At 60.9% G+C, this 26,776-nt stretch carries 26 protein-coding genes; 20 read left to right on the forward strand and 6 right to left on the reverse strand.

What is annotated here, in order from left to right:
* Positions 1-11: 11 nt before the first annotated feature.
* The 4 genes from V6617_RS06815 to V6617_RS06830 all read left to right on the forward strand — a co-directional run bounded on the left by V6617_RS06815 (position 12) and on the right by V6617_RS06830 (position 3,831).
* Positions 12-932, forward strand: coding sequence for a D-alanine--D-alanine ligase (locus tag V6617_RS06815; protein WP_338609926.1), 921 nt, complete (start codon positions 12-14; stop codon positions 930-932).
* Positions 929-1,891, forward strand: coding sequence for a cell division protein FtsQ/DivIB (locus V6617_RS06820; protein WP_338609928.1), 963 nt, complete (start codon positions 929-931; stop codon positions 1,889-1,891). Before V6617_RS06815 ends, V6617_RS06820 begins: the two co-directional genes overlap by 4 nt.
* Positions 1,888-3,201: a cell division protein FtsA gene (ftsA, locus tag V6617_RS06825; RefSeq protein ID WP_338609930.1), complete on the forward strand. Its 1,314-nt coding sequence runs from the start codon at positions 1,888-1,890 to the stop codon at positions 3,199-3,201. Before V6617_RS06820 ends, ftsA begins: the two co-directional genes overlap by 4 nt.
* A gap of 120 nt (positions 3,202-3,321) precedes the next feature.
* Positions 3,322-3,831, forward strand: a complete 510-nt coding sequence (locus V6617_RS06830) for a superoxide dismutase family protein (RefSeq protein ID WP_338609931.1) — start codon at positions 3,322-3,324, stop codon at positions 3,829-3,831.
* Between the two features lie 52 nt (positions 3,832-3,883).
* Here V6617_RS06830 and V6617_RS06835 read toward each other — a convergent pair whose 3' ends face one another.
* A complete protein-coding gene (locus tag V6617_RS06835) occupies positions 3,884-4,360 on the reverse strand; it encodes a VOC family protein (protein WP_338609932.1) in 477 nt (158 codons plus the stop codon).
* Positions 4,361-4,594: 234 nt separating this feature from the next.
* On the opposite strand from V6617_RS06835, the gene ftsZ reads away from it, so the two are divergent.
* The 7 genes from ftsZ (at position 4,595) to V6617_RS06870 (ending at position 14,169) form a co-directional block, all read left to right on the forward strand.
* Positions 4,595-6,301 carry a cell division protein FtsZ gene (gene ftsZ, locus V6617_RS06840; protein ID WP_338609933.1) on the forward strand — a complete coding sequence of 569 codons (1,707 nt, stop codon included), beginning with the start codon at positions 4,595-4,597 and terminating at the stop codon, positions 6,299-6,301.
* A 111-nt stretch (positions 6,302-6,412) separates the two neighbouring features.
* Positions 6,413-7,369: a UDP-3-O-acyl-N-acetylglucosamine deacetylase gene (gene lpxC, locus V6617_RS06845; RefSeq protein WP_338609934.1), complete on the forward strand. Its 957-nt coding sequence runs from the start codon at positions 6,413-6,415 to the stop codon at positions 7,367-7,369.
* A 149-nt stretch (positions 7,370-7,518) separates the two neighbouring features.
* A complete protein-coding gene (locus tag V6617_RS06850; RefSeq protein ID WP_338609935.1) occupies positions 7,519-8,310 on the forward strand; it encodes an outer membrane protein assembly factor BamD in 792 nt (263 codons plus the stop codon).
* 196 nt (positions 8,311-8,506) lie between these two features.
* Complete coding sequence (gene recN, locus V6617_RS06855; protein WP_338609937.1) at positions 8,507-10,180, forward strand: DNA repair protein RecN; 1,674 nt, start codon at positions 8,507-8,509, stop codon at positions 10,178-10,180.
* Between the two features lie 299 nt (positions 10,181-10,479).
* On the forward strand, positions 10,480-12,543 hold the full coding sequence (gene ligA, locus V6617_RS06860; RefSeq protein ID WP_422394825.1) for an NAD-dependent DNA ligase LigA: 2,064 nt from the start codon (positions 10,480-10,482) through the stop codon (positions 12,541-12,543).
* Positions 12,540-13,796, forward strand: coding sequence for a hypothetical protein (locus V6617_RS06865; protein ID WP_338609939.1), 1,257 nt, complete (start codon positions 12,540-12,542; stop codon positions 13,794-13,796). The genes ligA and V6617_RS06865 overlap by 4 nt, the downstream gene beginning before the upstream one ends.
* A 10-nt stretch (positions 13,797-13,806) precedes the next feature.
* Entirely contained in the window at positions 13,807-14,169 is a 363-nt protein-coding gene (locus V6617_RS06870; protein ID WP_338609940.1) for a Gfa-like protein, read from the forward strand.
* Between the two features lie 21 nt (positions 14,170-14,190).
* Here the strand turns inward: V6617_RS06870 and V6617_RS06875 are convergent, their stop codons facing one another.
* On the reverse strand, positions 14,191-16,017 hold the full coding sequence (locus V6617_RS06875) for an aminopeptidase P family protein (protein WP_338609942.1): 1,827 nt from the start codon (positions 16,015-16,017) through the stop codon (positions 14,191-14,193).
* A 139-nt stretch (positions 16,018-16,156) separates the two neighbouring features.
* On the opposite strand from V6617_RS06875, the gene V6617_RS06880 reads away from it, so the two are divergent.
* Positions 16,157-16,300, forward strand: a complete 144-nt coding sequence (locus V6617_RS06880) for a hypothetical protein (RefSeq protein WP_338609943.1) — start codon at positions 16,157-16,159, stop codon at positions 16,298-16,300.
* Positions 16,301-16,379: 79 nt separating this feature from the next.
* On the opposite strand, the gene V6617_RS06885 is transcribed toward V6617_RS06880, so the two are convergent.
* Positions 16,380-17,249, reverse strand: coding sequence for a 50S ribosomal protein L11 methyltransferase (locus tag V6617_RS06885; protein WP_338609945.1), 870 nt, complete (start codon positions 17,247-17,249; stop codon positions 16,380-16,382).
* A 227-nt stretch (positions 17,250-17,476) separates the two neighbouring features.
* On the opposite strand from V6617_RS06885, the gene V6617_RS06890 reads away from it, so the two are divergent.
* The 5 genes from V6617_RS06890 (at position 17,477) to V6617_RS06910 (ending at position 22,596) form a co-directional block, all read left to right on the forward strand.
* Positions 17,477-17,770: a putative quinol monooxygenase gene (locus V6617_RS06890; protein ID WP_338609946.1), complete on the forward strand. Its 294-nt coding sequence runs from the start codon at positions 17,477-17,479 to the stop codon at positions 17,768-17,770.
* A gap of 230 nt (positions 17,771-18,000) precedes the next feature.
* The gene (locus tag V6617_RS06895) at positions 18,001-18,849 is read left to right on the forward strand and encodes an AraC family transcriptional regulator (RefSeq protein WP_338609948.1); all 849 of its coding nucleotides are present in this window, start codon (positions 18,001-18,003) and stop codon (positions 18,847-18,849) included.
* 364 nt (positions 18,850-19,213) lie between these two features.
* On the forward strand, positions 19,214-20,017 hold the full coding sequence (locus V6617_RS06900; RefSeq protein ID WP_338609949.1) for a class I SAM-dependent methyltransferase: 804 nt from the start codon (positions 19,214-19,216) through the stop codon (positions 20,015-20,017).
* 352 nt (positions 20,018-20,369) lie between these two features.
* Positions 20,370-21,284, forward strand: coding sequence for a DMT family transporter (locus V6617_RS06905; RefSeq protein ID WP_338609951.1), 915 nt, complete (start codon positions 20,370-20,372; stop codon positions 21,282-21,284).
* A 271-nt stretch (positions 21,285-21,555) separates the two neighbouring features.
* Positions 21,556-22,596 carry an IS110 family transposase gene (locus V6617_RS06910; protein WP_338609953.1) on the forward strand — a complete coding sequence of 347 codons (1,041 nt, stop codon included), beginning with the start codon at positions 21,556-21,558 and terminating at the stop codon, positions 22,594-22,596.
* 382 nt (positions 22,597-22,978) lie between these two features.
* Here V6617_RS06910 and V6617_RS06915 read toward each other — a convergent pair whose 3' ends face one another.
* Together V6617_RS06915 and V6617_RS06920 are read right to left on the reverse strand one after the other, a co-directional pair.
* Entirely contained in the window at positions 22,979-23,458 is a 480-nt protein-coding gene (locus V6617_RS06915; RefSeq protein ID WP_338609955.1) for an SRPBCC family protein, read from the reverse strand.
* Complete coding sequence (locus tag V6617_RS06920; RefSeq protein WP_338609957.1) at positions 23,442-23,792, reverse strand: metalloregulator ArsR/SmtB family transcription factor; 351 nt, start codon at positions 23,790-23,792, stop codon at positions 23,442-23,444. Before V6617_RS06920 ends, V6617_RS06915 begins: the two co-directional genes overlap by 17 nt.
* Before the next feature lie 111 nt (positions 23,793-23,903).
* Between V6617_RS06920 and V6617_RS06925 the strand changes: the two genes are divergently transcribed.
* From V6617_RS06925 to V6617_RS06935, 3 genes are all read left to right on the forward strand, one after another.
* Positions 23,904-24,545 carry a dihydrofolate reductase family protein gene (locus V6617_RS06925; protein WP_338609958.1) on the forward strand — a complete coding sequence of 214 codons (642 nt, stop codon included), beginning with the start codon at positions 23,904-23,906 and terminating at the stop codon, positions 24,543-24,545.
* Positions 24,546-24,864: 319 nt separating this feature from the next.
* Positions 24,865-25,413: a GNAT family N-acetyltransferase gene (locus tag V6617_RS06930; RefSeq protein ID WP_338609960.1), complete on the forward strand. Its 549-nt coding sequence runs from the start codon at positions 24,865-24,867 to the stop codon at positions 25,411-25,413.
* Between the two features lie 118 nt (positions 25,414-25,531).
* On the forward strand, positions 25,532-25,948 hold the full coding sequence (locus V6617_RS06935; RefSeq protein WP_338609962.1) for a hypothetical protein: 417 nt from the start codon (positions 25,532-25,534) through the stop codon (positions 25,946-25,948).
* Here the strand turns inward: V6617_RS06935 and V6617_RS06940 are convergent.
* Positions 25,923-26,768, reverse strand: a complete 846-nt coding sequence (locus tag V6617_RS06940) for a helix-turn-helix transcriptional regulator (RefSeq protein WP_338609964.1) — start codon at positions 26,766-26,768, stop codon at positions 25,923-25,925. The genes V6617_RS06935 and V6617_RS06940 overlap by 26 nt on opposite strands.
* Positions 26,769-26,776 lie beyond the last annotated feature (8 nt).

The following is a 26,776-nucleotide window of genomic DNA, read 5'->3' on the forward strand; positions in this document are numbered from 1 at the left end:
GGGGCGAACCAATGGCCAAACATGTTGCGGTGCTCAAGGGCGGATGGTCGCATGAACGCGAGGTGTCGCTGAGTTCGGGCGGCGAATGCGCGCAGGCGTTGCGCAATGCCGGATACGAAGTGAGTGAAATCGACGTGGAGCGCGACATCGCCTCGGTGCTGAGCGCGCTCAAGCCCGACGTCGTGTTCAATGCCCTGCATGGGCGGTTCGGCGAGGATGGGACCATTCAGGGGTTGCTGGAAATTCTTGGCATTCCCTACACCCATTCGGGCGTTCTGGCGTCGTCGGTTGCCATGGACAAGCATCAGGCCAAGGTGATGTTCAAATCGGCAGGGGTGCCGGTCACCGATCATGTGATCGCAACGCGCGACGCCATCGCCAAAAGCCATGTGATGGCGCCGCCCTATGTGGTCAAGCCGTACAATGACGGCTCGAGCGTCAATGTGTTCATCGTCAAGGAGGGCCAGGAGCATCCGCCGCAGGAAATTCTGCGCACCGATTGGGATGGTGATGAAGAGTTGATGGTGGAGCGGTTCATCCCCGGGCGCGAGCTGACCTGCGCGGTGATGGGTGACGTGGCGTTGGGGGTGATCGAGGTCGTCACGGACCTTGCATTCTACAATTATGAGGCGAAATACGTGAATGGGGGCTCCCGACACGAGTTGCCGGCGCAGGTTTCACCGAAAATTTACGAAAAAGTTCAGAAGATGTCGCTGAAGGCGCATGCCGCCCTGGGCTGTCGTGGGGTGTCGCGGAGCGACTTCCGCTACGACCCGCGCGGCGGCGACGATGGCGAGCTTGTGTGCCTTGAAATCAATACCCAGCCGGGGATGACCAAAACCTCGCTGGTCCCGGAGTTGGCGGCCCATGCCGGCCATTCGTTCGAAGAGCTGGTGAGCTGGATGGTGGAGGACGCAAGTTGCAACAGATGAGGCGTAAGGAAGTCATCGGGGCCGTGCCCGCTTCCAGCCCTCTCGCGCCACCCGCACCCCGCATCGAACGTCCGGCCCTGCGGGTGGTCCCGAGCCTGTCTCCGTTGACGCGCGACCGTTCGCCAGCCCTTGTTGGCGGGCGCGGGCTTGTGCCGGTGCGCCGGCGCGGCGGGATACTGGTTTCTCTTGGCAATTGGTGGGTGCTGCACAAAAAGCTCGCGCTGCGGGTCATCGGGCTGATGATCGTTTTGTGCGTTGCCATCGGCGGCTATGTGATGCGGGAGGAGATGTCGGACGGCCTTGGGGTGATCGGCAATGTTTTGACCGGGCACATGGCCGATGCCGGGTTCGGGATCGAGAAGATCGAGATCAACGGGCTATCGCTGACGCGGGAGGCCGATGTGGCGCGTGCGTTGGGGATCGAGGGCGGGTCGACCAGCCTTGGCTTCGATATTGCCGAAGCGCGGCTGCGGGTCGAGGAAATCCCGTCGATCGCTTCGGCAACGATCCGCAAGGTCTATCCCGACAGCCTGCTGGTTTCGATCACCGAGAAAGCGCCACTGGCGCGCTGGCGGATCGATGGGGCGACAATGCTGATCGATGCGTCGGGTGCGCCCATCGCTCCGGCCAGCGTCGAAAATGGCGAGTTGCCGCTGGTGATCGGGGAAGGGGCCGGGGACAATGCGGCGGCGATGATCAATCTGGTCAACCGCTATCCCGACCTGACCTTCGATCTGGCCGCGCTCAACCGTGTGGCCGATCGGCGCTGGGATCTGATCTTTTATTCCGGCCTGCGCGTGCAACTGCCTGAAACCGGGGTTGTCGACGCGCTGGGCCGGCTCAACGACTATCAACTCGACTATCAGGTTCTGCAGCGCGACCTCGATCTGATCGACATGCGCGTTGCGCAATATGTGGCCGTGCGGCCCACGGTTCGTGAAGAAGAAGACGATCAATGATGACCTCTGCGATGACAGCGCGCCTCAAGCCGGTGCAACCGGGCCGGTCATCTCTGGTGACCGTGCTCGATATCGGTTCGACCAAGATCTGTTGCGTGATTGCGCGACTGGTGCCGCGCGAGGGCCGGGCACTGCGCGGGCGCACGCATATGGCAGAGATCATCGGGTTCGGCTATGGACCCTCTGCGGGGGTCAAGAGCGGGGTGGTAACCGATCTGGACAAGGCCGAGCAGGCGATCCGCTCGGTCGTCGGCATGGCGGAGCGGGCCGCGGGGATTACCGTGCAGTCGGTGGTGGTAAACGTCACCGCCGGGCGGCTGGGATCGGAAACTTTTTCGGCGAGTGTTTCGCTCGATGGCCATGAGGTCGAGCCGAGCGACATTTCGCGGGTGCTGATTGCCGTCAACGATCGCAGCGTGCGTGACGAGCGCTCGATCATCCATGCGCTGCCCATAGGCTATGCGCTCGACGGCCAGAAGGGCGTGCGCGATCCGCGCGGCATGGTGGGGGAGACGCTAGGGGTCGACGTTGCGGTGATTTCGGCCGAAACGCTGGCCATGCGCAATATCGAACTCGCGCTCAACAAATGCCACCTCGAGGTCGAAGCGCTGATGGCGACGCCCTATGCGTCGGGGCTGGCGACACTGGTCGATGACGAGGCCGATCTGGGCGTTGCCTGTATCGACATGGGCGGAGCGACGACGACGGTGTCGGTGTTCAATGAGGGCCACCTGGTCTATGCGGATGCGCTGGCCATTGGGGGGCATCACATCACGCTCGATATCGCGCGGCAGCTTTCGGTGAGCGTGGCCGATGCGGAGCGGTTAAAGACGCTCTACGGGTCATGCCTGCAGGGGCAGACCGACGAGACCGACGTCATCACGGTCATGCCGATCGGGGCCAATTCCCATGAATCGCCCAATTCGATTTCGCGCGAGATGCTCACGCGGGTGATCCGGCCGCGCGTCGAGGAAATTCTCGAAGCGATCCGCGACCGGATGCAGGCGACGGGGATGATGGATATTTCCGGGCGCCGGTTCGTTCTGACCGGCGGGGCTTCGGATCTGACCGGGTTGCCCGAGCTGGCGCGGCGCATGCTGGCGCGCAATGTGCGCAATGGACGCCCGCTGGGGGTTTCCGGGCTGCCCGATCGCGCCAAGGGCGCGGCCTTTGCCACGGTGGCGGGGATGCTCGTCTATCCGCAGGTGTGCGGCGCCGAATATGTCCAGCCGCGCCCGACGCGGAAGCTGACCGGATCGGACGGCTATTTCGCCAAGGTTGGCAGCTGGCTCAAGTCGGGCTTTATGTGAGCGGGGCCGGCCTTTAAATCACCCGTGTTATCCTTGAGGAACTGTGCCTGCGCAGGGGCATTGGGCAGGAGTGCCAAGTCAGGCTTGGTCTTTCCAACCCATGCTCGTGGAGGACTTCCCATGAAGACACTGATTGCAACTTCAGCGCTTGCCCTGATGTTTGCCGCCTCGCCGGTATATGCGCAGGGACAGACAGCCAGCGCGACCTATATCGACGCCGAAGGACAGGAGATCGGTGAGGCCACACTGGCCCACACGCCCAATGGCGTGGTTGTCGAAATCGATGTCGAGGGCCTTCCCGCCGAGCAATGGGTGGCGGTCCATGTTCATGAAAACGGTGAATGCGATCCGGAGGGCGGCTTTGATTCAGCGGGCGGCCATTTCAATCCCGCCGACGTCGATCATGGCTATTACAGCGAAACCGGGCCGCATGCCGGCGACATGCCGAACCAGTATGTCGGCGCTGACGGTATTCTGCGCAGCCATCTGTTCAATCCCTTCGTCACCCTGGGGCAGGGGGACGCCGACATCATGGGGCGGGCCCTGATGATCCATGGTGGCGCCGATGACTATGAAAGCCAGCCATCGGGTGATGCGGGCGACCGGATCGCTTGCGCCGTTATCGAATAGGCGGTGGGGGACGCCTGGTATCGCGTGGGGGCTGGAACGCCCCCGCTTTCCATCATTGTCCGCGATAGGCGGCTTCGAGGTCGGCCACGATGAGTTTTTTCATCTTGAGCATGGCTTGGGTGGCGCGCTTGGCTCCCTCGGGGTCCTTGCCCGTGACGGTGCTATAGAGGGCTTTTGGCACGATTTGCCAGGAGACGCCGAACCTGTCCTTGACCCATCCGCATTGGCTCTCGGCGCCCTCGCCTTCGGTCAGCTCGTCCCAGTAATAGTCGACTTCGGCCTGATCGGCGCATTCGATTATGAAGGAGGTCGCTTCGGAGAATTTAAAGTGCGGGCCGCCATTTATGGCGTTGAAGCGCTGGCCGAGGATTTCGAAGTCGCCGGTCATCACCTTGCCGGGTTCTCCCATGCCACCTTCGGTATAGCGGGTGGTGCCGTGGATCCTGGTGTCGGGAAAGACCGAGGCATAAAAATCCATCGCCTGCTCGAGATTGTCGTCGAACCAGAGACTGGGGATGATTCTGGGCATTTTTCGCTCCTTTAAAAACCAATATGTTATATTCTGTTATGGTTATATACTGGCGTTGGCGAATGTCAAGCCGGTGTTGGCCCGAGCGGGGCAAATCATGCTTAACATGCGGTGACTTTGTGGCTGTCAAGTCTCGCATTTTGCAGATTGGTTAACGAAATCGGTAGCTTTGTTAGGGGCCGGTTAACGAATTGAGCGCTACATCTTTGGCATGCAGCCACTATGAGGCCAGGGATGACAATCAACCTTCAGATTCCGGGAATCCAAGAACTTAAGCCGCGAATCACCGTCTTTGGCGTCGGTGGTGCGGGCGGAAACGCGGTCAACAACATGATTAACTCGGGCCTCGAGGGCGTCGAGTTCGTTGTGGCCAATACAGATGCGCAGGCGCTGGCTCTGTCCCGCGCGCAACGTGTCATTCAACTGGGCGTCGGCGTGACCGAAGGCCTTGGTGCCGGTTCGCACCCCGAAGTAGGGCGTGCGGCGGCCGAAGAAAGTTTCGACGAACTCAACGATCACCTTTCGGGTTCGCATATGGTGTTCATCACCGCCGGTATGGGCGGTGGCACGGGCACGGGCGCGGCACCCGTGGTGGCGCGCGCGGCGCGCGAGCAGGGCATCCTGACTGTCGGTGTTGTGACCAAGCCGTTCCAGTTCGAAGGCAATCGCCGCATGAAGCTGGCCGATGAGGGCATCGACGAGCTGCACCGCCATGTCGATACGCTGATCGTGATCCCGAACCAGAATCTGTTCCGGGTGGCCAATGAGAAGACCACGTTTGCCGACGCGTTCGCGATGGCCGACGAAGTCCTGTTTTCGGGCGTTGCCTGCATCACCGACCTGATGGTCAAGGAAGGGCTCATCAACCTCGACTTTGCCGACGTGCGCGCCGTGATGCGCGGCATGGGCAAGGCGATGATGGGAACCGGCGAGGCCGAAGGCGAGGATCGTGCGCGTCACGCCGCCGAGGCGGCAATCGCCAATCCGTTGCTTGACGATGTTTCGATGCAGGGCGCACGCGGGCTCCTGATCTCGATCACCGGCGGCAAGGACATGACGCTCTATGAGGTCGATGAAGCCGCTTCGCGTATCCGCGAGGAAGTGGATTCCGATGCCAATATCATTCTCGGCGCGACGTTCGACGACTCGCTGCAGGGCAAGGTTCGCGTCTCGGTGGTTGCCACCGGCACCGACGCGCTGATGGTTCAGGCGCTCGATCCGGTCAAGCCCAATGCCAATCGCCAGCCCTTGCAGGCCAAGCGTTTGCCCGAAGCCGTTGCCACGCCGGCGACAGCCCAGGCACCGCGTGCCGAACAGCCCGCTGCCCAGCAGCCCGCCGCGGCCCATGCCAGCGCCAATATGAGCGACGATCAGTTCGAAGCTGCCGTTGCCCAGGCGATCAAGGATGGCAATTCGGCGGCCGCCGCCGCGGCGACTGCTGCCCGGCAGACCGAAGACAGCGGTGTGACCATCGAGCCTTATACGCCCAGTGCCGCCGTGCGCCAGCCGGTCGAGGAGGCCCAGCGGGCACCCGACGCCGCGATGCCCAAACCCTACGTGCCCTCGGGCGCCGAACGCCCGCAGCTTCAGCGTCGGGTTCCGCGCGCCGAAGACATGCCGCCGGTGGCCCGTCAGCAGATGGAACAGCCCCGGAGCGAAGAGCCGCGCAACGCGCGGGCCCTGTTCCGCCGCCTGGCCTCCAATGTTGGGCTGAGCCTGGGCGGGGAAGCCGAACCGCACGAGCAAGCCGAACGCGTGCAGCCCCAGTTCGACGATGCTGCCGCCCGCAGCGCCATCGAGGCTGCTCCCTCTCGTCCGGCCGCACCGCGTCCGCAGGCGGAAGGCGCAGCGGGACAACTCGACGCACATGGCCGTGCACCGGCCCGTGCGCCGCAGAAGGAACAGCTGGAAATCCCGGCGTTTCTCAAACGCCACGGTTAATCCAAAATTGCCATTTCGGCTTTAAATCGGCCTGACACGGGTTTCGTGTCGGGCCGATTTTCGTTAAGAGGGCGATTGGGCCACTCGTCAACAAAAGGGCCCGGAGTACCAATGAAAAACAATACCGTGCGCCAATGCACGCTCACGCGTCCTGCAGAGTTCGCTGGAATCGGTGTGCACAATGGCAAGCCTTCGCGCCTTGTCATCAATCCGGCGCCAGCCGATTCGGGTTATACGCTGACCCGTATGCTGGAGGATGGCAGCAGATCGGCGAGCGTCAGGATCGACCATTCGCGGGTCAGCCGGACCTCGCTGTGCACGGTTATCGATCTGGGCAACTCCATCAGCGTCGCGACTGTCGAGCATGTGCTGGCGGCGCTCAACGGGCTTGGCATCGACAATGCGGAAATCGTGGTCTGGGGCGAAGAATGCCCGATCATCGATGGCAGCGCCGAGCCATTCGTCGATGCGGTGCTCGATGCGGGCATTTCGATCCAGCCGCAGCGCAAGAAATTCATCCGCATCCTGCGCTCGGTAACGGTGCGCGACAATGACGCCTTTGCCATGCTCGAAGCCTATAATGGCCGGGCGTTCGATGTTGAGATCGACTTCAACTCCAAGGTGATCGGCCGCGAGCGGATGATCTTTGACTGGTCGCCGCGCAAATTTGCCATCGAGGTGGCGCCGGCCCGCACCTTCGGATTTGTGGCGCAGGCAAAGGTTTTGCGTCAGGCCGGCTATGCGCTGGGATCGAGCCTTGAAAATTCCATCGCCATCGAGGAAGAAAAAATCGTCAATCCCGACGGGTTGCGGTTCGACGACGAATTCGTACGCCACAAGCTGCTCGACGCCGTGGGCGATCTTGCTCTGGCAGGGCTGCCGATCTATGGGCGGTTCAAGTCCTACAAGGGTGGGCACGGGCTCAATGCGCTTGTGCTCAAATCGCTTTTTGCCAGCGAAGCCAATTACGAGATTCTCGAGGCGGACGCACTGCCGCTTGAAATGGAAGCGCTGGGCGATCTGCCTGAGAGGCTGTCTGTCGAGCCCTACTTGCGTTCCATCGGTTGAATGGGCGATAACCCCCGTCACAGTTTTGGACAGATTGCCCGCTAGCGGATTGTGGGCACGCGCGGGTCACGGTTCATGCCCGGGCCATGAGGACGGAGTTTTTCGTGAATATCATAGCCAGACCAAGCAAAGCGCCACGGATTTGGAAGATGGCGGCGACCATGGCCCTCGTCGGGGTGCTTGCCGCCTGTTCGCCCATGTCGATGTTTTCGCGCACGGGTGACGAAGAGCCTCTGGTGCCGGCCGAGCAGCTCTATGCGAGCGCCGTCACCAACATGGAAAACAACCGCTATATCGCGGCCATCGAGGATCTTGAAACGCTCGAGCGGCAGAATCCCTTCTCGGACGTTAATGAACGCGCCAAGGTGATGCAGGTTTTCGCCAATTTCCGGCTCTCCCGTTTCTCGGAAGCCGCACGGCAGGCCGACCAGTTCCTGGCGCTCTATCCGCGCTCTTCGGAAGTGCCCTATATCCTGTTCCTCAAGGGCAGCTCATATTACGAACAGATCACCGACATCACGCGCGATCAGGAACTGGCGCAGGACGCTATCGAGACCTTTACCCAATTGCAGGCCAACTATCCCGATTCCCGCTATGCCCGGGAATCGCGGCAGATGCTGCTGATCGCGCGCGATCAGATTGCCGGCAAGGAAATGAGCGTTGGCCGCTATTATCTGGGCAATGGTCAGTACACGGCGGCGGTCAATCGCTTCCGCATTGTGGTGGAAGATCATCAGACCTCGACCCATGTGGAAGAAGCGCTTTATCGGCTGACCGAAGCCTATCTCACGCTGGGTCTTGTGGGCGAAGCGCAGACGGCGACGGCGGTGCTGGGTACCAACTATCCAAGTTCGGAATGGTATCAGCGGGGTTTTGACCTGCTGCAGAATCAGGGCCTGTCGCCCCAGATGATGACAGGCAACTGGATGGCCGACCGATAGGCCAGCGCCACGCATGTGAACCTTTGACGATGCCCCGGCCATTGGTCGGGGCATTTTCTTAGGCGCTTGCCGCCAAACCTTTGTTCCTGTAATGTTCGCGTCGCCAATGGTGCGAAACCTGTGTTCAAGGTTTGCAGCCGGGGTGACTTGCGGGGTAGAAGTCAGGGCCAACAAACGCATGGGAGAAGCGGGAGCGATGTTGAACACGCTTTCGGTCCGCAACATCGTTCTGATCGACCAGCTCGACCTGGCGTTCGAGACGGGCATGACCGTCCTAACCGGGGAGACGGGTGCGGGCAAATCGATCCTTCTCGATGCGCTTACACTGGCGCTGGGCGGACGAGGGGACGCTGCGCTGGTGCGCAAGGGCGCCGACAGCGGGCAGGTGGTGGCGGTGCTCGCCTTGCCCGAAAGCCATCAGGCCAGGGTTCTGCTGCGCGAGAACGAGATTGAGGATGATGCCGAGATCATCCTGCGGCGCGTGCAGCACGCGGATGGCCGCACGCGGGCCTTCATCAACGATCAGCCGGTTTCGGCGGGCCTGTTGAAATCGATCGGCGGGCTGCTCGTGGAAATCCACGGTCAGCACGACGACCGGGCTCTGGTCGATGCGGCGACCCATCGGGTGCTGCTGGACAGTTTTGGCGGCTATGAGAGTGAACTGGTGGCCGTGTCGAAGGCTCATGGTCGACTGGTAACGGCGCAAAAGGCCGTGGACGTTCAACGGGCGCGGGTGGAGCAGGCGGCGCGTGAGGAGGATTATGCGCGCCACGTGATCGAGGAATTGTCGGCCCTCAAACCCGAGGTCGGCGAGGAAATAACGCTTTCCGAGCGCAGGCAATGGCTGATGGGGCTTGAGAAGGCGGCGGGGGAAGTCAATGACGCCGACGAAATCCTCAACGGCACCAATGCACCCGGGCCGACGCTGGCCATGCTGTTGCGGCGGCTGACCCGGAAATCGGAGGCCGAGGCGGCGCTGTTTGCGCCGATGGCCGATGCTGTCGATCAGGCTCTTGTGGCGCTCGATGCGGCCAGTGAGGCGCTGGAGGCGATCCGGCGCGAGATGGCGTTCGACCCGCGCGAACTCGAGCAGACCGAGGAAAGATTGTTCGCGCTGCGGGCCGCGGCGCGCAAGCATCAGGTCGAGGCTGACGCGCTGACCGAGGTGTTGGCCAAATATGAGGGCGACATCGAAGCGCTCGAATCGGGCGCCGAGACGCTGGTGGCGCTGGAGGCGGAATTAAGGGACGCCGGCGCGGCGTATCACGAGGCAGCGGAAAAGCTTTCCAAGGCGCGCGAAAAGGCTGCCCGGGCGCTCAGCAAGGCCGTCGAGGCCGAATTGCCCGATCTCAAGCTGGGAGCGGCCAAGTTCATCGTCGATTCCCAGGTGGACCAAGAGCGGGTTTCGCCCCACGGGATCGACCAGATCGCGTTTCATGTGCAGACCAATCCGGGCACGACGCCGGGTCCGATGATGAAAGTGGCATCAGGGGGCGAGTTGTCGCGGTTCCTTCTGGCGCTCAAGGTGGTGCTGGCCGACAAGGGGTCGGTGCCGGTGCTGATTTTCGATGAGATCGATACCGGGGTCGGCGGCGCAGTGGCGGACGCCATCGGCAAGCGGCTGGCGCGGCTGGCGCAATCGGTGCAGGTTCTCACCGTTACCCATGCGCCCCAGGTTGCAGCGCGGGCCCAGACCCATCTGCTGATCGAGAAACAGGCGATCGAGGAAGGTGCGTTCATGCGCACCCATGTGCGGCCGCTCGATACCGGGATGCGAGGCGAAGAGGTGGCGCGCATGTTGGCCGGGGCGACGATCACCGAAGAAGCGCGGGCGGCGGCACAGCGGCTGATGCGTGAAGTGGGTGCTTAAGCATGGAAAATGATCTTTGGCTGTTTGAGCCGCGTGGTGTCTTGATGCACGTGGTTGATGGTAGGAATCGAGATAGTGCAATACGCAAACTGTCCGTAGTTGCAGACAATCTCCTCCCCCATAGAAGCGCACAACTAATAAATACTACTTTTTCTAAATTGCCCAATAGCCTTTTATCGCACCTTTGCTCGACGTTTTCTGGTGTCAGTGAAGACGATAATTTAATCGCAACAAAAAAAATAATATTCGAGAATATAGATTCGGGAGCGTTTTCGAGCGCGTACGAAAGTTTAAAGCAAATAGTCAGAAGTGCGGACATATCGTACAATTTTGGAGGTGAGAAATTATCTGATGCAGAGTTTGATACACTAAAAGATTTGCTTGTTGCGCTTTATGACATTGATCCCGAAAAAGCTCGAGATGAATATTCTGAAGTAGGCGGTAGGCTGGAAGTCGGCTTTGCCAAGGTGCGACACGCGGTGCCTATGTTAAGTCTCGACAATGCGTTCGACGATGCGGACGTTGCAGATTTCGTCCAGCGCGGGCGAAAATTCTTCGAGCGCGACAAGGGACTGGAACTGGCCTTTACCGCCGAACCCAAGATCGACGGACTGTCGGCCTCGCTACGCTATGAGAACGGTGTTTTCGTGCGCGGGGCGACGCGGGGCGACGGGACCGAGGGCGAGGACATAACCGAAAACCTCAAGACCATTGCCGATATCCCCAAAAGGCTTTCGGGCTCGGGGTGGCCCGACGTGCTCGAGGTGCGCGGCGAGGTCTATATGACCCATGCCGATTTCGCGGCCCTCAAGAAGCGCTCGGCCGAAGAAGGCGGACAGGATTACGTCAATCCGCGCAACACAGCGGCCGGGTCGCTGCGCCAGAAGGATCCTTCGGTAACCGCCAAACGGAATTTGAAATTTTTCGCCTATGCCTGGGGGCAGGTGAGCGCGCCGATTGCCGACACGCAGTATGATGCGGTGCAAAGGCTCGGAGAGTGGGGCTTTATCATCAATCCACTGATGGTGCGGACGACGAGCGTTGAGGAATTGCTTGGCCATTACCGGTCGATCGAGCAGCAGCGCGCCACACTGGGCTATGACATTGACGGGGTCGTATACAAGCTCGACAGGCTCGACCTGCAGCAGCGCTGGGGGTTCGTGGCGCGGGCGCCGCGCTGGGCGATCGCGCACAAATTTCCGGCCGAACAGGCGACCACGATCCTGCACAAGATTGACATTCAGGTGGGGCGTACGGGGACGCTGACGCCGGTGGCACGGTTGCAGCCTGTGACCGTGGGTGGGGTGGTCGTGGAAAACGCGACGCTGCACAATGAAGACTATATCGCGGGGCGCGATAGCTTCGGGGCGACAATCCGCGATGGCTACGATATCCGCGAGGGCGATACGGTGATCGTGCAGCGGGCGGGGGACGTGATCCCCCAGATCGTGGCTGTGGTGCCCGACAAGCGCCCGGCGGGATCACAGCCGTTCGAATTTCCCCATGTCTGTCCCGAATGCAATTCCGACGCGGTGCGGGAGGTCAATCCCAAGACCGGTAAGCTCGATGCGCGGCGGCGGTGTACCGGGGAGCTGATCTGTCCGGCGCAGGCCGTGGAGAACCTCAAACACTTCGTTTCCCGCAATGCGCTCGACATCGACGGGTTGGGCGACAAGCAGATCGCGGCGTTTCACGCGGAGGGCCGGATAAAGGAACCGGCCGATATCTTCAGGCTGGCCGAGAACGACGCCAAGGGTCTGAAAAAACTCAAGGATCAGGAGGGGTGGGGCGAGACTTCGGCCAAAAAGCTCTTTGCGGCCATCGACGCGCGGCGCGAGCCCGATCTGGACCGATTCATCTTCGCGCTCGGCATTCGACATGTGGGCGAATCGACGGCGGCGCTTTTTGCCAAGACGTTTTCGAATTTCGAAGCGTTTCGGGAAATGGCGTTTCGCGCCGGAAAGGGAGACGAGGAGGCCTATGACACGTTGCTGGGCATCGATGGCGTGGGCGACACTGTGGTGCAATCCGTGACCGGCTTTTTTGCCAATGAGCGCAACGAGAAGGCCATCGACGCGCTCCTCGCCGAGGTGAAGCCGAAGGACTATGTGGTCAACATTTCCGCTGACAGCGTGGTGGCGGGCAAGACGGTTGTGTTTACCGGCAGTTTGGAGCGCATGTCGCGCACAGAGGCCAAGGCGATGGCCGAGCGGCTGGGCGCCAAGGTTTCGGGTTCGGTTTCGGCCAAGACCGACCTCGTTGTGGCCGGGCCAGGGGCGGGCAGCAAGCTCAAACAGGCCGAAAGCCTGGGGGTCGAGGTGATCTCGGAAGACGAGTGGTTCGAAAGGGTGGCGCAGGCATGAGCAAGATCTGGCTGGTAATTCTTCTGTTTTTCGGCTCGGTGGCTGGCGCTGCCGCGCAGGAGAGCACAGCAGATAGTCTGCGCGATCATCTCTATGGCGGCCGGTTGGCCGAGGGTCTGGACGCGATGGAGGCACGGCCTGACGGCGATGCCGAGGCGTCGTTCGGCATTGCCATCCTGACGCTGTTTTCGGGCATCGAAGATCTGGTGCAACCTCTTTATGCGCATGGGTTTGACCCCGAGCGCGGCGTTGCGGTGAGCCCGTTTTTTGGCGTGCTGGGGGCGGAAGGCGGTCAGAGGACCCCTGAGCCGCTGACCTATGACGCTTTGCGCGGCTATCTCGCGGCGTTTTCGGACGATCTTGATGTGGCCATCCCTTTGCTGCTTGCCGCAGCGGAAGGCGATTTTTCCGTCGAGATCGACGTGACGCAAATTCGCATCGACATCGATGGCGACGGAGAGGCAGGTGAGGCGGAATCGGTTGGCGCGTTCCTGGCGATGGCGGCGGGGACGGGGCAGCGGCTTGACATGGGATCGGGTATGGCGCCGGATCTGGGGCTGCCTGCCACCACTTTTGCTTTCGATGGGTCGGATGCGATCTGGCTGGCGGGGTATTCGCAGGTTCTGGCGACCCAGTCGGACTTCTTGCTGGCTCATGATTTCGAAGATTTCTTCAATGCGGCGATGCACAGGCTGTTTCCAGGAGCCGGGCTACCGATGGAAACTCATCCCAATAGCGGGCAATTGTTCATGGACCGCGACAGCGACGCGTTGCTGGCCGATGCGATTGCCATGATCCACACGATCAACTGGCCGATTGTCGATCGGGAACGGCTGATTGGCGCGCGGGACAGGGTGTTGAGCGTGCTTGATCTGTCGCGGCGCAACTGGAATTCGATCCTGGCGGAAACCGACGATCATCTCGAATTCATTCCCTCGCCCTACCAGACGCCGCTGGCCCCGCAGATGGCGGTGACCAAGGAGATGGTCGGGGCCTGGCGCGAGACGCTGGACGTTTCCGAAGCCATTCTGCGTGGCGAGTTGCTCTTGCCGCACTGGCGCTATGGCGATCTCGGGTTCGACCTTGCCGCGTGGTTTGAGGGTGCAGAGCGGACCGATGCAGTGCTGCTGTTTACCGGGCTCGATGCCTTGCCCTATCTCAAGGTGGGCGAGATTGCAGATGCAGAGTCTTTTGCGGCGGCCAATGGGGCGTTTGGTGGTTCGATCTGGAATTATGCAGCGTGGTTCAACTAGGGGCGACGGGATGACAGAGGTCCACAAGCTTTCCTGCCATTGCGGGGATATCGAACTTGAAGTGTCCTATGCGCTGGGACGGCTTTTGGAATGCAATTGTTCGAGCTGCGCGCGGTCGGGTTTCCTTCACTGGAAGGTGCCGGTGGAAGCGGTACGCCTTTTGACCCAGAAGCGCAGGCTTTCGGTTTATCTGTGGCGTGACGTGGATGGCGGGCACCATTTTTGCCCGACCTGCGGTACGGCGGTTTTTCGGACCGGTTATCGGGACAGGATATCGGTCAATGCGCGGTGCCTGGTGGGCGTGGACGTCTTTACGCTCGATGTGGAGCGCTGGGACGGCCGCAGCGAAATGCCGCCGGGCCCGACCATGTGATCGGGCGCCCGGCGGCGTCTTTCAAAGCGGGGCGGTGGCCTGATCCAGCCAACGTCTTGTGCTCTCGTCGAGATGGGGTCCGATTTCGCGGGCAACGCGGGCGTGGTAGGCGTCAAGCCAGTCGCGCTCTGCTGCTTCGAGCATGTCTGTGGCGATCAGGCGCCGGTCGATCGGTGCCAGGGTGAGCGTTTCGAAATCGAGATAGCCCGGAGCCACCTCGCTTTCCTGCACGATGACAAGGTTTTCGATGCGGATGCCGTATTGCCCCTCGAGATAGTAGCCCGGCTCGTTGGAGAGGACCATGCCCGGTTCGAACGGGACGGTGTAACGCGGTGAAATGCCGGCAGGGCCTTCATGGACCGAAAGGAACGCGCCGACCCCGTGGCCCGTGCCGTGGTTGAAGGTAAGGCCGACCTGCCAGAGAAACTGGCGGGCGAGAATATCGATCTGCGCCCCGTTTGTGCCTTTCGGGAACCGGGCGCGGGAGATGGCGATCATACCTTTGAGGACCCGCGTGAAGTGGTCTTTTTGCTGGGCGGTGATCGGACCGGTGGCCATGGTGCGGGTGATGTCGGTGGTGCCCGAGAGATATTGGGCACCGGAATCAACGAGCATCAATTCGCCGGGACTGAGGGTGCGGTTGGTTTTTTCCGAAACCCGGTAGTGGACGATGGCGCCATTGGGGCCCGAGCCCGAAATGGTTTCAAAGCTCACATCGACGGCGGTCTGTTCCTCGCGCCGGTAGGCTTCAAGCATTTTGACGATGTCGATTTCGGTCAGCCCGCCACGCGGGGCTGCCTCATCGAACCAGGCGAGAAATTTGGCCAAGGCGATGCCGTCGAGCTTGTGGGCCTCGCGCATGCCGGCCAGTTCGACTTCGTTCTTTCTGGCCTTGGGCAAAAGCACCGGATCGCGTTTTTCGATCAGCCTGGCGCCATTCGAGAGAACGGATTTGACCTGAACGGGTGCGGTTTCCGGATCGAACCACACAGCGCGGCCCTGTTTGGCCAGATCGGCAAGCGCGGCTTCAAATCCGTCCTTGCCCACAAGCTCGGCGGTGCCGGAAAGGGCCGAGCGGTTTTCTTCGGTCAATTTGTTTTCGGCGAGAAACACGGTTGGGGAGCCATCGGCGGGCACGATGGCAAAGCCGAGGACGAAGGGATTGTGGGGAACGTCGCGACCCCGGATGTTGAACAGCCAGCATAGCGATTCCGGCAGGGTCAGGACGACCGCGCCTGCGTCTTCCTTGGCCATCGCGGCGCGCAGCTCGGCCAGCTTTTCTGTGGTCGACTTGCCGGTGCGGTTGTCGCCCAGCACTTCGAGCGGGCCCTGCGGGGGTGCCGGGCGATCGGCCCAGATCGTATCGACGGGGTTGGCGACGGGGATCAGTTCGATGCCCGCCCTTTCCATTGGCTCTCGGATCGAGGCCAGGCGGCCCGGCGTGTGCAGCCAGGGGTCGAACCCGATGCGGGAGCCCGATGGGAGGTTCTGGGCCATCCAGTCGCCGGGACTTGTCGATGTGGTGTCGTGAATAGAGACCAGCGCCGTGTCGGTCTGGGCAGGGGCCTGGAGCGTATAGCGGCTGTCCACGAACAGCGCGGCGAGATCGGTCGTCACCACGGCCATGCCCGCCGAGCCGGTGAAGCCGGTGAGGTAGGCAAGGCGCGCATCGCAATCGGGGACATATTCGCCCTGGTGCACGTCGGTGCGCGGGATCAGAAATCCGTCGATGTTCAGGCCTGCGAGGGTGGATCGGAGAGTAGCGAGGCGCGGGGCGACCTGGGCGGGGTCCGATTTCTCGTCGAAGGTCTGGAACCTGGCGTCTGGGATGGCGGCGTAGTCTTGCATGATGGACTTTCTCGTTAACCGTCCATGCGCTTCCGGCATGGCTGGGTTTCGCTTTGAGGTCTAACTAACAGAAGCGAATGGCTCTATCTATTGTCTCGAAGGCAAGGCTACCCCAATTTGCCAAGCAAGGAGAGATGACATGGTTGAAGACAAGAGCTTCTTCCGCAAGGCACTCGATGCCATGATCGACGCCCGCAGCCGTGAAGCGGCTCGTCAGGTCGATCGCTATACGCGGATTTACGGGTGTGACTTCGGCACGTCCAAGAAGGGCGCGGCCGAATAGAGTCGCCTGGGGCTGAACAGCCCCACATTGCCAGTGTGAACATGAGCCCCTACGGCCTGCCGGCTGCCGGGGCTTTTTGTTATGCTTTTTCAAGGATCAAGGTTGTCCAGTCCTTGCGGACAATACGGTCCTTGAGCACCATGCCCTGACGGTTATAGGCGGCGATGATGCGCTGGGCCTGGGTGTTGAGCAGGCCCGAGAGAATGATGGCGGCGCCACGATCGGCGATGCGGCCGATATGGGGGGAAAGCTCCACCAGCGGGCCAGCCAGGATATTGGCGATGATGAGATCGTAGGGCGCGTTGCCCCGGATTGTCGTGTGGTCCACGCCGGCGGCATCGACGGGGACGATCATGTGCGAAACGCCGTTGGCACGGGCGTTTTCCTGGGTGATGCGGACGGCGAGGGGGTCGATGTCGGAGGCGATGACCGGGAGCTTGCGGCGTTTGGCGACGGCGATGGCCAGAATACCGGTGCCGGTGCCGACATCGATGGGGCGCATGGGTTTCTTGCGCTTGAGGACGCGTTCGATGGCTTCGAGGCAGCCGGTGGTGGTTTCGTGGTGGCCGGTACCGAAGGCCTGGGCGGCGTCGATGCGGATGGCGATGAGACCGCGCGGCAGGGCCCCGGTTTCGTGGCTGCCATAGACATAGAAACCGCCCGCGGTAACGGGTCTCAGCCCCTCGAGCGAGTGCGACACCCAGTCGGCATTTTCATCAATTGGATCAATGGCAAAGCCGACGTCTCCGCCGAGAATTTCCTTGGCCAGAGCCTCGAACGCGGCGAGATCGGGCGGGCTGTCGCAGGTGGCCTGAAATACCCATTCGCCTGTATCTTCATTCTCATGGGCCGAGGCGGTGAGAGCCAGATCGTCGCGGTCCATCACGGCGTCGACAAGGGCGTAGGCCTGGTCCTTTGTGAGGGGGGTGGAGATCTGATCCTGGGGCATTGGGGTCACTTTCTCTGGACTGGCGCGGGTTGTGAAACGGGCACACCGATAAGTCAACATTGGCGGTAAAAGCTATGGACTTGAGTGAAATTTCGTTCCATGTTTGTTCTAAATTGGCAAATATTTGCAACTGGTGAAATTTGCCATTGACGACCGGGTGCGCGAGTGTTGTGGAGCCGGTAAAAGTGGCGGCAGCGAGCTCGCCAAGGCCGGGGTCTGGAGGAAAGATGTATGGATTGATCGGACGGATGATCGCGACGGAGGGACGGCGCGAGGAGTTGATGGCCATTCTCAAGGCAAGCGCCGGCGGGCGCATGCCGGGGTGCCATAGCTATATCGTCGCGCGGTGCAAGGAGCATCCGGACGGGATCTGGGTGACTGAGGTGTGGGACAGTCCCGAGAGCCACACCGCGTCGCTGGAACTGACGGCGGTGCAGGATGCCATCGCCCAGGCGCGTCCGTTGATCGCGGGGTTCGACAACCGGTTCGAGACAGAGCCGGTGGGCGGTATCGGTCTTTAGACTGGTCGGAGTGCGGGCTGGAACGGTCGCCGTGCCATCGCGCCGGTTGCCGCAGCACGAACAGAGAGGCCCTGTTTCTGGCGGCGCGCATGGATCCCGGCTTTCGCCGGGAAAGCGAAGGGGAGGCGGGCGCTACAGGTATTTGGGCCGCCTGGGCGAAAAGCGCACGCCCGGTCAAGTCGGGAGGTGAGGGTTGGCGCAATGTTGGGGCGGTAAAGGCATCAAGGGAAATGGCCGTGCGCTTTGTGGGCAGGGTGATCTGGTATATCGAGAGCAATTTCCGCAAAGGGGTTGGGCTCGATGATATCGCTGCAGCCTGTGGCGTGTCGCGGTTTCATATGTGCCGGGGCTTTGCGGCGGCGACGGGGTATCCGGTCATGGAGTATCTGCGGGGCCGGCGGCTGACCGAGGCAGCCCGGCAGCTTGCGGCGGGCGCGCCCAGCATACTCGATGTTGCGCTCGAAGCGGGATACGGGTCCCACCAAGCCTTTACCCGCGCCTTTCGCGACCGGTTCGGGGTGACGCCCGAGACGGTGCGGGAAGGAGGCGCGGTGGATCAAACCCTGCTTGTGGAGCCCATCAGAATGGACAGAGCGAACGAAACGACAATCGAGATGGCAGAACCGCGGCGCGAAAAATGCGGGCCGCTGACCATCGTCGGGCTGAGCCGACGGTACAAATATCGCGAGGTGGGCGGCATCCCCGCCCAATGGGTGCAATTCCAGCCCTTCGAGGGCACGCTGGGCGAGCAAAAAGGGCTCTGGTACGGGGTGTGTGACGGGTTCGACGAAGCCGAGGGGAGCTTTCGCTACACCTGCGGCGTTGCGGTCGAGCAGCCCGGTGAAGTGCCCGCCGAACTGGAGGTCATCAAACTGGTGGAGCGATCCTACCTCGCCTTTGCGCACAAGGGGCACATTTCGGAATTGCGGCATACGATGAATGCCATCTGGAGCCACTATATGCCCGCAAGCTCCGACACCCCCGATGGCGATTCGCCCCTGTTCGAGCTTTACGACGAAAAGTTCGACCCCAGGACCGGGCATGGCGGTCTGGAAATCTGGATTCCAATCAAAGGGTAAGGCGCAAGTTCTGAACCGATACTACCGATTGGGGACATCGAAGCCAGGACGAGGGTGGGGGATGGGGTGGCAGTCCCCCACCGTCGCGCCTGGCGCCGGGCCCGGAACCGGTCATTGCGAACAATGAATGGCAGGGCTGAGGGTTCTTGATGCGTCGCTGACGGGAGGCATGGTGACCTTTGGGCTGCACCCCAGTGCTGTTGTCGGTTCTGAAAAGTTGCTGTTCAGCTTTCGACGCCATTTCGGTCGTTCGTATGGCTTGCCCCCTTGCTCGGAAGCGGCCACTCGATCCTTGAAACAGAATACTATGATGCTGTTTCAAATTCTGGCGTATGGTTCCCCTCCTGCAGTGGGAGAAATAACCATGAGCAAGACCCTTGGATTTCAGTTGTCGGGAGACGCTGCCGAAATTTATGAAAAAGTAATGGTGCCGCTTTGGTTCGGCCGTTGGGCGGAACAGTTATTGGACGTCGTGGCGCTCCAGCCCGGCGAAGTTGTTTTAGACGTGGCCTGCGGCACTGGCGTTACTACCCGCTTGGCGAAACAATCTGTTGGCGAGACGGGCCGCGTCACGGGGTTGGATATAAACGCTCCGATGTTGCAGGTAGCTCGCGATGTGGCCGCCGGTTTGGAAATCGAATGGATCGAAAGTGACGTTTCAGACAGCGGATTGGCGTCCGACAGTTTCGATGCAGTCATTTCGCAGCATGGCTACCACTATTTCCCTGACAAAGTTCGCGCCCTTGCTGAATTGCGCCGCATATTGTCGCCGGGCGGTCGCATCGTGATGTCGATCTGGAATGGCCACAGCGCATACACACACGCACTATGCGACGCTGTTGAACGGCATATCTCCCCGGAGGTTGCGAGTAAGCAGCGTGGCCAGCGGCTCACGCCGAGCCCCGATGACCTAAAGACCGCACTGCATGACGCGGGGTTCAAAGACGCCGGTGTCAAAACTCAGACCTTGGAAATTAGCGTCCCCGTTGCCCGCGAATTCGTGCCGTTGCACCTCGGTTCGATGCCCATCGCAGCGGCATTCCATGCGCTGGGCGAGGCCGAAAAGCAGAATCTGGTCAACGATGTCGAAGAGGCAGTGAGCGCCTATGCGGTCGGCGATCGACTCGTTTATACGGACACGGTCAATGTCGCTTTCGGCCGAAAGTAGGCGTCGTCGGTGACTTTTGTCGCGACCTGAGATTTAGGTGACCACGGCGAGCGAGCGATGGCGATCCGCCCGGAGACTGAAACAGAATTCGCAATTCTGTTTCAGCGCGAGCCTGAGGAATGGCCGCTGTCGCGCGCTGCTCCACGAAACCTGCCGTTCCGATTTCCACCCCAGTTGCCGCCCCTTAACGGTCGCGCATAAATCTTGAACTGTGCACCGTTAGAAACCGACCCCGTTGCGGTCGTTCGTATTCTGAGCTGGAAATGACAGTTTCCAAGCCCTTTCCTGCCGTTGACCGACTCGGCTTGTTCCCTCAATGTTCCCGTCACAACATGGTCAGGAGACGCTCACGATGTCGCAAGTCAGCCGGGAAGATCAACGCGGCGATAACATGCCCCTTGCGGTCAGCGTCATCATCCTGACCGTTCTGGCGCTGTCGCTGGGCGATGCGCTGATCAAGATGACAAGCGGCAACTTCGTGATCTGGCAGATTTTTGTGATCCGCTCTCTGATCGTAATCCCGATCCTGATCGTGGTCCTGGCCGCGAAGATGCGGGGGAAGCTCCGCTTGCCGGAGGCGATGGGATGGGTCACCCTTCGCAGCTTGATGCTGGTTGGCATGTGGGTTTGTTACTATCTTTCGCTGACGGAACTCACGCTTTCAGCGGCTGCCGCTGCCTATTACACGCTTCCGATCTTCATCACCCTGTTCTCGTCGGTGTTCATTGGCCATCGCATTTCACGGCAGGGTTGGGCGGCCGTATTCATCGGCTTTCTGGGCGTGCTGTTGATCCTGCGTCCCGAAGCTGGTGATTTCAATGCTTACACGATCCTGCCGCTGGTTTCGGCCATGCTCTACGCCGGGGCGATGATCCTGACTCGCACCAGATGCCGTCAGCAAGACCCGACCATGCTTTCGCTGGTCCTCAACATCTGCTTCGTTGTCGTCGGCGGGTTGGCCGCAGCGACTATTCTTCTGCTGCCAGAGACCGCACGGCAGGGATTCTTGCTAGCCCCTTGGGCTGGTATGGGGCCGTCCGAGTGGTTGTCCATGAGCCTGTTGGCGATGTCGATCCTGGTCGGAAGCGTCGGTGCGGCAATTGCTTATCAGAATGCCCCCCCGGCAACGATCGGAGCGTTCGATTTCGCATATGTCGGTTTTGCCGTTCTTTGGGGTCTGGTCTTCTTTGTTGAGGTGCCGGACTTGGTTTCAACGCTTGGGACATTGCTGATCGTTGGAGCCGGTATCCTCTCCTTGCGTCAATGACCGCTTCATCCGCATAGCTGCCGACCGAGTTGAAGAAACGAGATGACAGCTTTCCACCCCGTTGCCGCCCCTTAACGGTCGCGCATAAATCTTGATCTGTGCACCGGCAGACACCGACGCAAACTCAGGCATTCACAGTTACGCTCCGAGAAACTGAAAGATGGTGTATCGCGGCGGCTGCGGCGCGATCGGAGATCGGGAGCTGCAGCCCCTTCATGTACGATGCTGGCGAGGCCGAGCCTGGCCTCGGCATCGAGGGAAGGAGAACGCGATGACCTATTTTGTGGGACTGGACGTGTCGGTGTTGGAGACGGCGGTGTGCGTCGTCGATGATGCCGGCAAGGTAATATGCGAGCAGAAGGTACCATCCGAGCCGGACGACATCGTCACACTGCTGACGTCGATTGGCGAGGACTACGGCCGCGTCGGGATCGAGGCGGGGCCACTGTCGCAGTGGCTGGTCAATGGCATGGCGGAAGCCGGTCTGCCCGTGATCTGCGTCGAAACCCGTCACATGAAGTCGCTGCTGAAGGCGCAGCAGATCAACAAGTCCGACCGGCACGACGCGTGCGGCATTGCTCAGATGATGCGCGTCGGCCTTTTCAGGCCGGTGCATGTGAAGACACTGGCAAGCCAGGAGAAGCGCATGCTGTTGACCGCGCGCAAGCTGGTACAGCGCAAGATGCTCGACGTTGATGCAGATCTGCGTGGCACCTTGCGCAACTTCGGCCTGAAGGTGGGCGCCGTCGGGCAGGCTGGATTCGAGACGCGCATTCGCGAGCTCGTTGAAGGTTTACCCACCCTTGCCGCCATCGTCGAACCAATGCTCACCATCCGCCGCGTCATGCGTCAGGAGTTTTCCAGGCTGCACAAGATGCTGCTCAACGTCGTGCGGCATGATCCCGTCTGCCAGCGACTGATGACGGCACCGGGTGTCGGTGCTGTTGTTGCGTTGACCTACCGCGCGACAGTCGACCAGCCGCAGCGCTTTGTTCATTCCAGGGCAGTGGGCGCCCATATCGGGCTGACGCCTCGTCGTCATCAGTCGGGTGAGATCGACTACGATGGCGGCATCTCGAAGTCCGGCGATACCATGCTGCGCACGATGCTGTACGAGGCCGCGCAGATCCTGCTCACCCAGAGAGGTAAGTGGTCGTGGCTGAAGGCTTGGGGAATGCGGGTCGCTCAGCGGCGGGGCCAGCGCCGTGCCATTGTCGCCGTGGCCCGCCGCCTCGCAGTGATCCTGCACCGGATGTGGACTGACGGCACCGACTTCCGCTGGGGCAGCGAACCCGCCACAGCGATCGCCTGATCCCGACCTACAGGAGCTTTAACGGTTCTGCTTCGGCAGGAAAGAGGTCCTCACGGGGACGAAGGTGGCGTGAGTTCGTAATGGCAGCAGCCCTGCCAGTCGGCAAGGGCGCCTGAAAGATTGATCTACTCCGCCTTTCTTACCCCATCATGGGGCGGCCAAAGCGCCGACCCCGAAGAGAAGCGCGAGCCCCGTGTGGCACGACCTCAAGCCCGGCACCCAAGCCTGACCCTGCACGTGCGTCCTTCGTCTGCCCTCCCAAGCCCAATCAACGCCGCGCCCGCGGTAGATGATGCCGTGCGCCTCTTGACACAAACCGCGATAGAGAAGCTGCCGTTCGTGAGAAGATGGTGCGATCGGCAGGCGTCCAGTTGAGCAGCACTCAACCATCGAGCCAAGTCGCGAGGCTGTCCAGAGTTTGCAGCCCGTATTCCACCGCGCCGAAACCCAAGACCACCTGACGACGTTCGCGGCTCGGGTGAAGTTGGCGCATCGTCAAAACGGTTTTCCCGTCGGTCTGCTCATCGAAGGTGACAGTCATGTAGAAGCGCTCCGGATCGTTCGGCTCGGGGGTGCCGTAGTCCACCACGATCAGCTCGTTCGGCACGATCTTTAGGAATCGCATAAGGTTGGGAAAGCGCTGCGTTTTCCCTTCAAACACGCCCACCATGTCGAAGCGCCATTCCCCGCCCTCGCGGATATCGGCCTTCTGGCTCTCGATGGTGAGGCCAGCCGGGCCATACCACTGGGCCAGCGCTTCGGGGTCCATCCACGCGGCAAAGACCTTGTGGCGCGGGTGCTTGAGCACCTTTACAAGCACGATTTCACGGTCAAGCGACCAGCTCTCAAACAGCTTTTCCATCGTCGTTCCCTTCCGCGTTGTCCAAATAGGCTTCCAGCCGGTTGAGCCGCTCGGCCCAGCGCAGGCGCTCCGCTTCCATCCAATTTGCCGCCTCCTCGAAGCGCGCCCGCTCCAGGCGGCACCAGCGGCTGCGCCCGCGTTTCTCGCTGGCAATCAATCCGCAATCTTCGAGCACCTTGAGATGCTGAGCAAAGGAGGGGAGCGCCATGTCGAAGGGCTCCGCAAGGACGCTGACGGGCATCTCGCCCTCGGCCAGGCGCGATATCACCGCCCGGCGCGTCGGATCGCTCAGGGCATGGAAGGCAAGATCGAGCGGGGTCGAGTGAAAGGGCATACCGCTGCGTAAATCGCCCCGCCGCGTCGGTCAAGGTAAAAAAAGGTACTTGCCTTAGTGTTTCGATGCGATTAGGAAGGTAACTACCTTAGTATTATAGGAGCACGTCCAATGGCAGTCCGTGTCGATCTCATGATCTCACTCGATGGTTTCGCAACGACCACAGACCAAACCCCAGACAATCCGTTCGGCCAAGACTGGTCGCGCCTGACAGATGCCTATGCCGCAACGCGGACTTTCCGGGAACGCGTGCTGCACGACACCAGCGGCAAAGGCACCACCGGTATCGACGATGACTATGCGAAAGACTACTTCGACAACATCGGCGCCGAAGTCATGGGAGCGGGCAAATTCGGGCTGCATAACTTTCCCGATGATCCGAACTGGAAGGGGTGGTGGGGTGACGAGCCACCGTTCCACTGCCCGGTCTTCGTTTTGACGCACACGCCGCGACCTTCAATCGAAATGGCTGGCGGCACCACTTTCCACTTCCTCGCCGCGAGTCCGGATGATGCGCTGCAACGGGCCACGAAGGCCGCAGACGGCAAGGACGTGCGGATAGGTGGCGGACCAACCATGGTTCGCGACTATCTCAAGGCCGGACTTGTGGACCGGCTGCACGTTGCGATCGTACCAATCGTGTTGGGACGGGGCATACGCCTCTGGGACGATCTGCGTGGCTTGGAAGCTGGCTACACTGTGAGGTCGGAAACGGCCGAGAGCGGGACCATCCACCTCACATTTCAGCGCTAGATGCCAGTAGGTTCCGCAACCGAAAGCCGTCAGACAGGAAGCCACCCCATTCAAGTCACCCCGTCGGGGATCCCCGTTACCAATGGGGCGGCGCATTGGAGGCCGAGTGCTGACGGACCGGTTTCGGCGAGGAATTGGGGACAGCCGACATTCGGTATCCGACCCAGCTGCGGTCGTTGGTAGGAGAGCCAGTTTGGCCTAAAGGCTGGCAGACATTTTTACACCCCGATCCGTCAAACCCACGGCCTAAAAGCGGTCTTATTTCAAGTGCACGGCCACGTCAGTTGCACGCTGTATGACTTCACTCTGGACGAACACGATGTCTATTCCGGCCAATATTGGCGACGTCACCCTTGATCTGGCGCAGGATGCTGATCTCGCCCGGTTCCGTAGGGATCTGCAGGAGGCTTTCGCGCTGGCTGTGGTTGAAACATTTGGCTCGGTCGATAACGGGCCCATCCCCTCTGACGCGGACGTTGCCGCGTCATTCAACGCGCCTAATGCCGTGGTGCACCGCATCCTGGAGAACGGGCGTTGGGTTGGCGGTGTGGTCCTGACGATAGACCCTAAGACGCAGAAGAACGCGCTCGACTTTTTCTATGTTCGTCGAGATGAAATCGGTCGCGGTATTGGCCGCAAGGCTTGGGGTGCGATCGAGGCGGCTTACCCCGACACGACGGTATGGACCACGCACACCCCCTATTTCGAGAAGCGGAATATCCACTTCTACGTCAACGTCTGCGGTTTCCATATCACTCAATACCATCACAGCGGCCATCCTGATCCGGACCATCCGCACGAAGGCGATCATCCTGGAGACGAGGGAATGTTCCAGTTTGAGAAGCGATTTACGGATGGATGGCGCTGATCCGATCATGGGTTGCCAGGCTTGGCCGGAGCTGGATGCCACCACTCACTGCGGATTTTTGTAAGACTCGAGCTGATGAGGTTTGCCAGTGTCCGCGTGGCTGGAAGGAGGAAACGCAATGGCCGAGTTTGAAGTCGACATGTCCAAGGTGCTGGAGTTCGCAAATCCCGGAAGCTTTTATTCGTGGCTGGAAACGCACCACGACATCGAAGACAATGTGTGGGTCAAGATACATAAGGTGAAGTCCCGATTGCCCACCGTCACGCCGGAGCAGGCTATCGAAATGGCGCTCTGCTGGGGTTGGATCGACGGGTTGCGCAAGGGGTTTGACGATCGCAGTTTCCTCCAGCGCTATTCACGCCGCAGGCCGAGCAGCAATTGGAGCGAAATCAACGCCCGCACCGTACGGCGCCTGGTCGTCTCTGGCTACATGCGCCCTGCCGGACTTGCAGCGGTGCGTCGCGGTATGGAAAGGGGAAAGTGGCCGGCGAACGTCCCTGCAATTTCGCTCAACCTGCCTGATGCGGCCGCGTAACCGCAGCCCTGTATTGCAGCGGCGTTTGCCCCAGAACCTTGCGGAAGTCGGTGATAAAATGTTGCTGGCTTGAATAGCCCAGGTCGTAGGCCATGGCGGCCCAGTCAGGCACGTCCCTGCCGCGAATGCGTTCGGCGGCCGCCAATAACCTGTGACGCTGCAAGAACCATTTAAGTCCTATGCCAACATAGGTGCGGAACAGTTGCTGTAGCCAGCGTTCGCTATAGCAAAAGCTGTCGGCAACAGCGGACACGGTGGACAGGTTCTCGTCTGCTTCGATCGCCGCGATGATCGCATTGACCAGAGCGATATTCTCGTCCGGTGCCGGCTTTTTGAGCAAAAGCTGTTCTTCAAGGCGATCCATGACGTCGTCGTCGTCATTTGCAAGCAATTGCTCGATGGCTGCCCGGTCCATGCCATCGAGGAGTTCGGATAGGGGCAGCTGTTGGTCCTGCAGGTTTGTCAGTTCGCCCGACCAGAAAGACCGGAAAGCGCCAGGTAGAAATCTGGCACCTATTATGCGACCGCTTCCCTGGGCCTTATAAACGCGCTTGCCTCGAAACGTTCCCTGGACGCCTGACCAATCGAGGGAGAGAAAAACGTCGACATAGGGCCGATGCATGACCTCGGCCGAATGATAGACTTGTTCGGAAACGTCCCATCGAATGACCCAGAGATGATCCAGGAACGGGCGCAGGGGTTGGCAAGGCAACCGCGTGCGGAAGCGCACATGGCGATCAAATCCCGTGGGGTCCAGGCGGCCGCGCGGATCATAGGTCTCTGCGGGTTTTTGAAATACGCCAGGATCCTTGGACGACATTGTCCCTC

The sequence above is a fragment of the Pelagibacterium nitratireducens genome (genome assembly GCF_037044555.1).
GTDB classification, from domain to species: Bacteria; Pseudomonadota; Alphaproteobacteria; order Rhizobiales; family Devosiaceae; genus Pelagibacterium; species Pelagibacterium nitratireducens.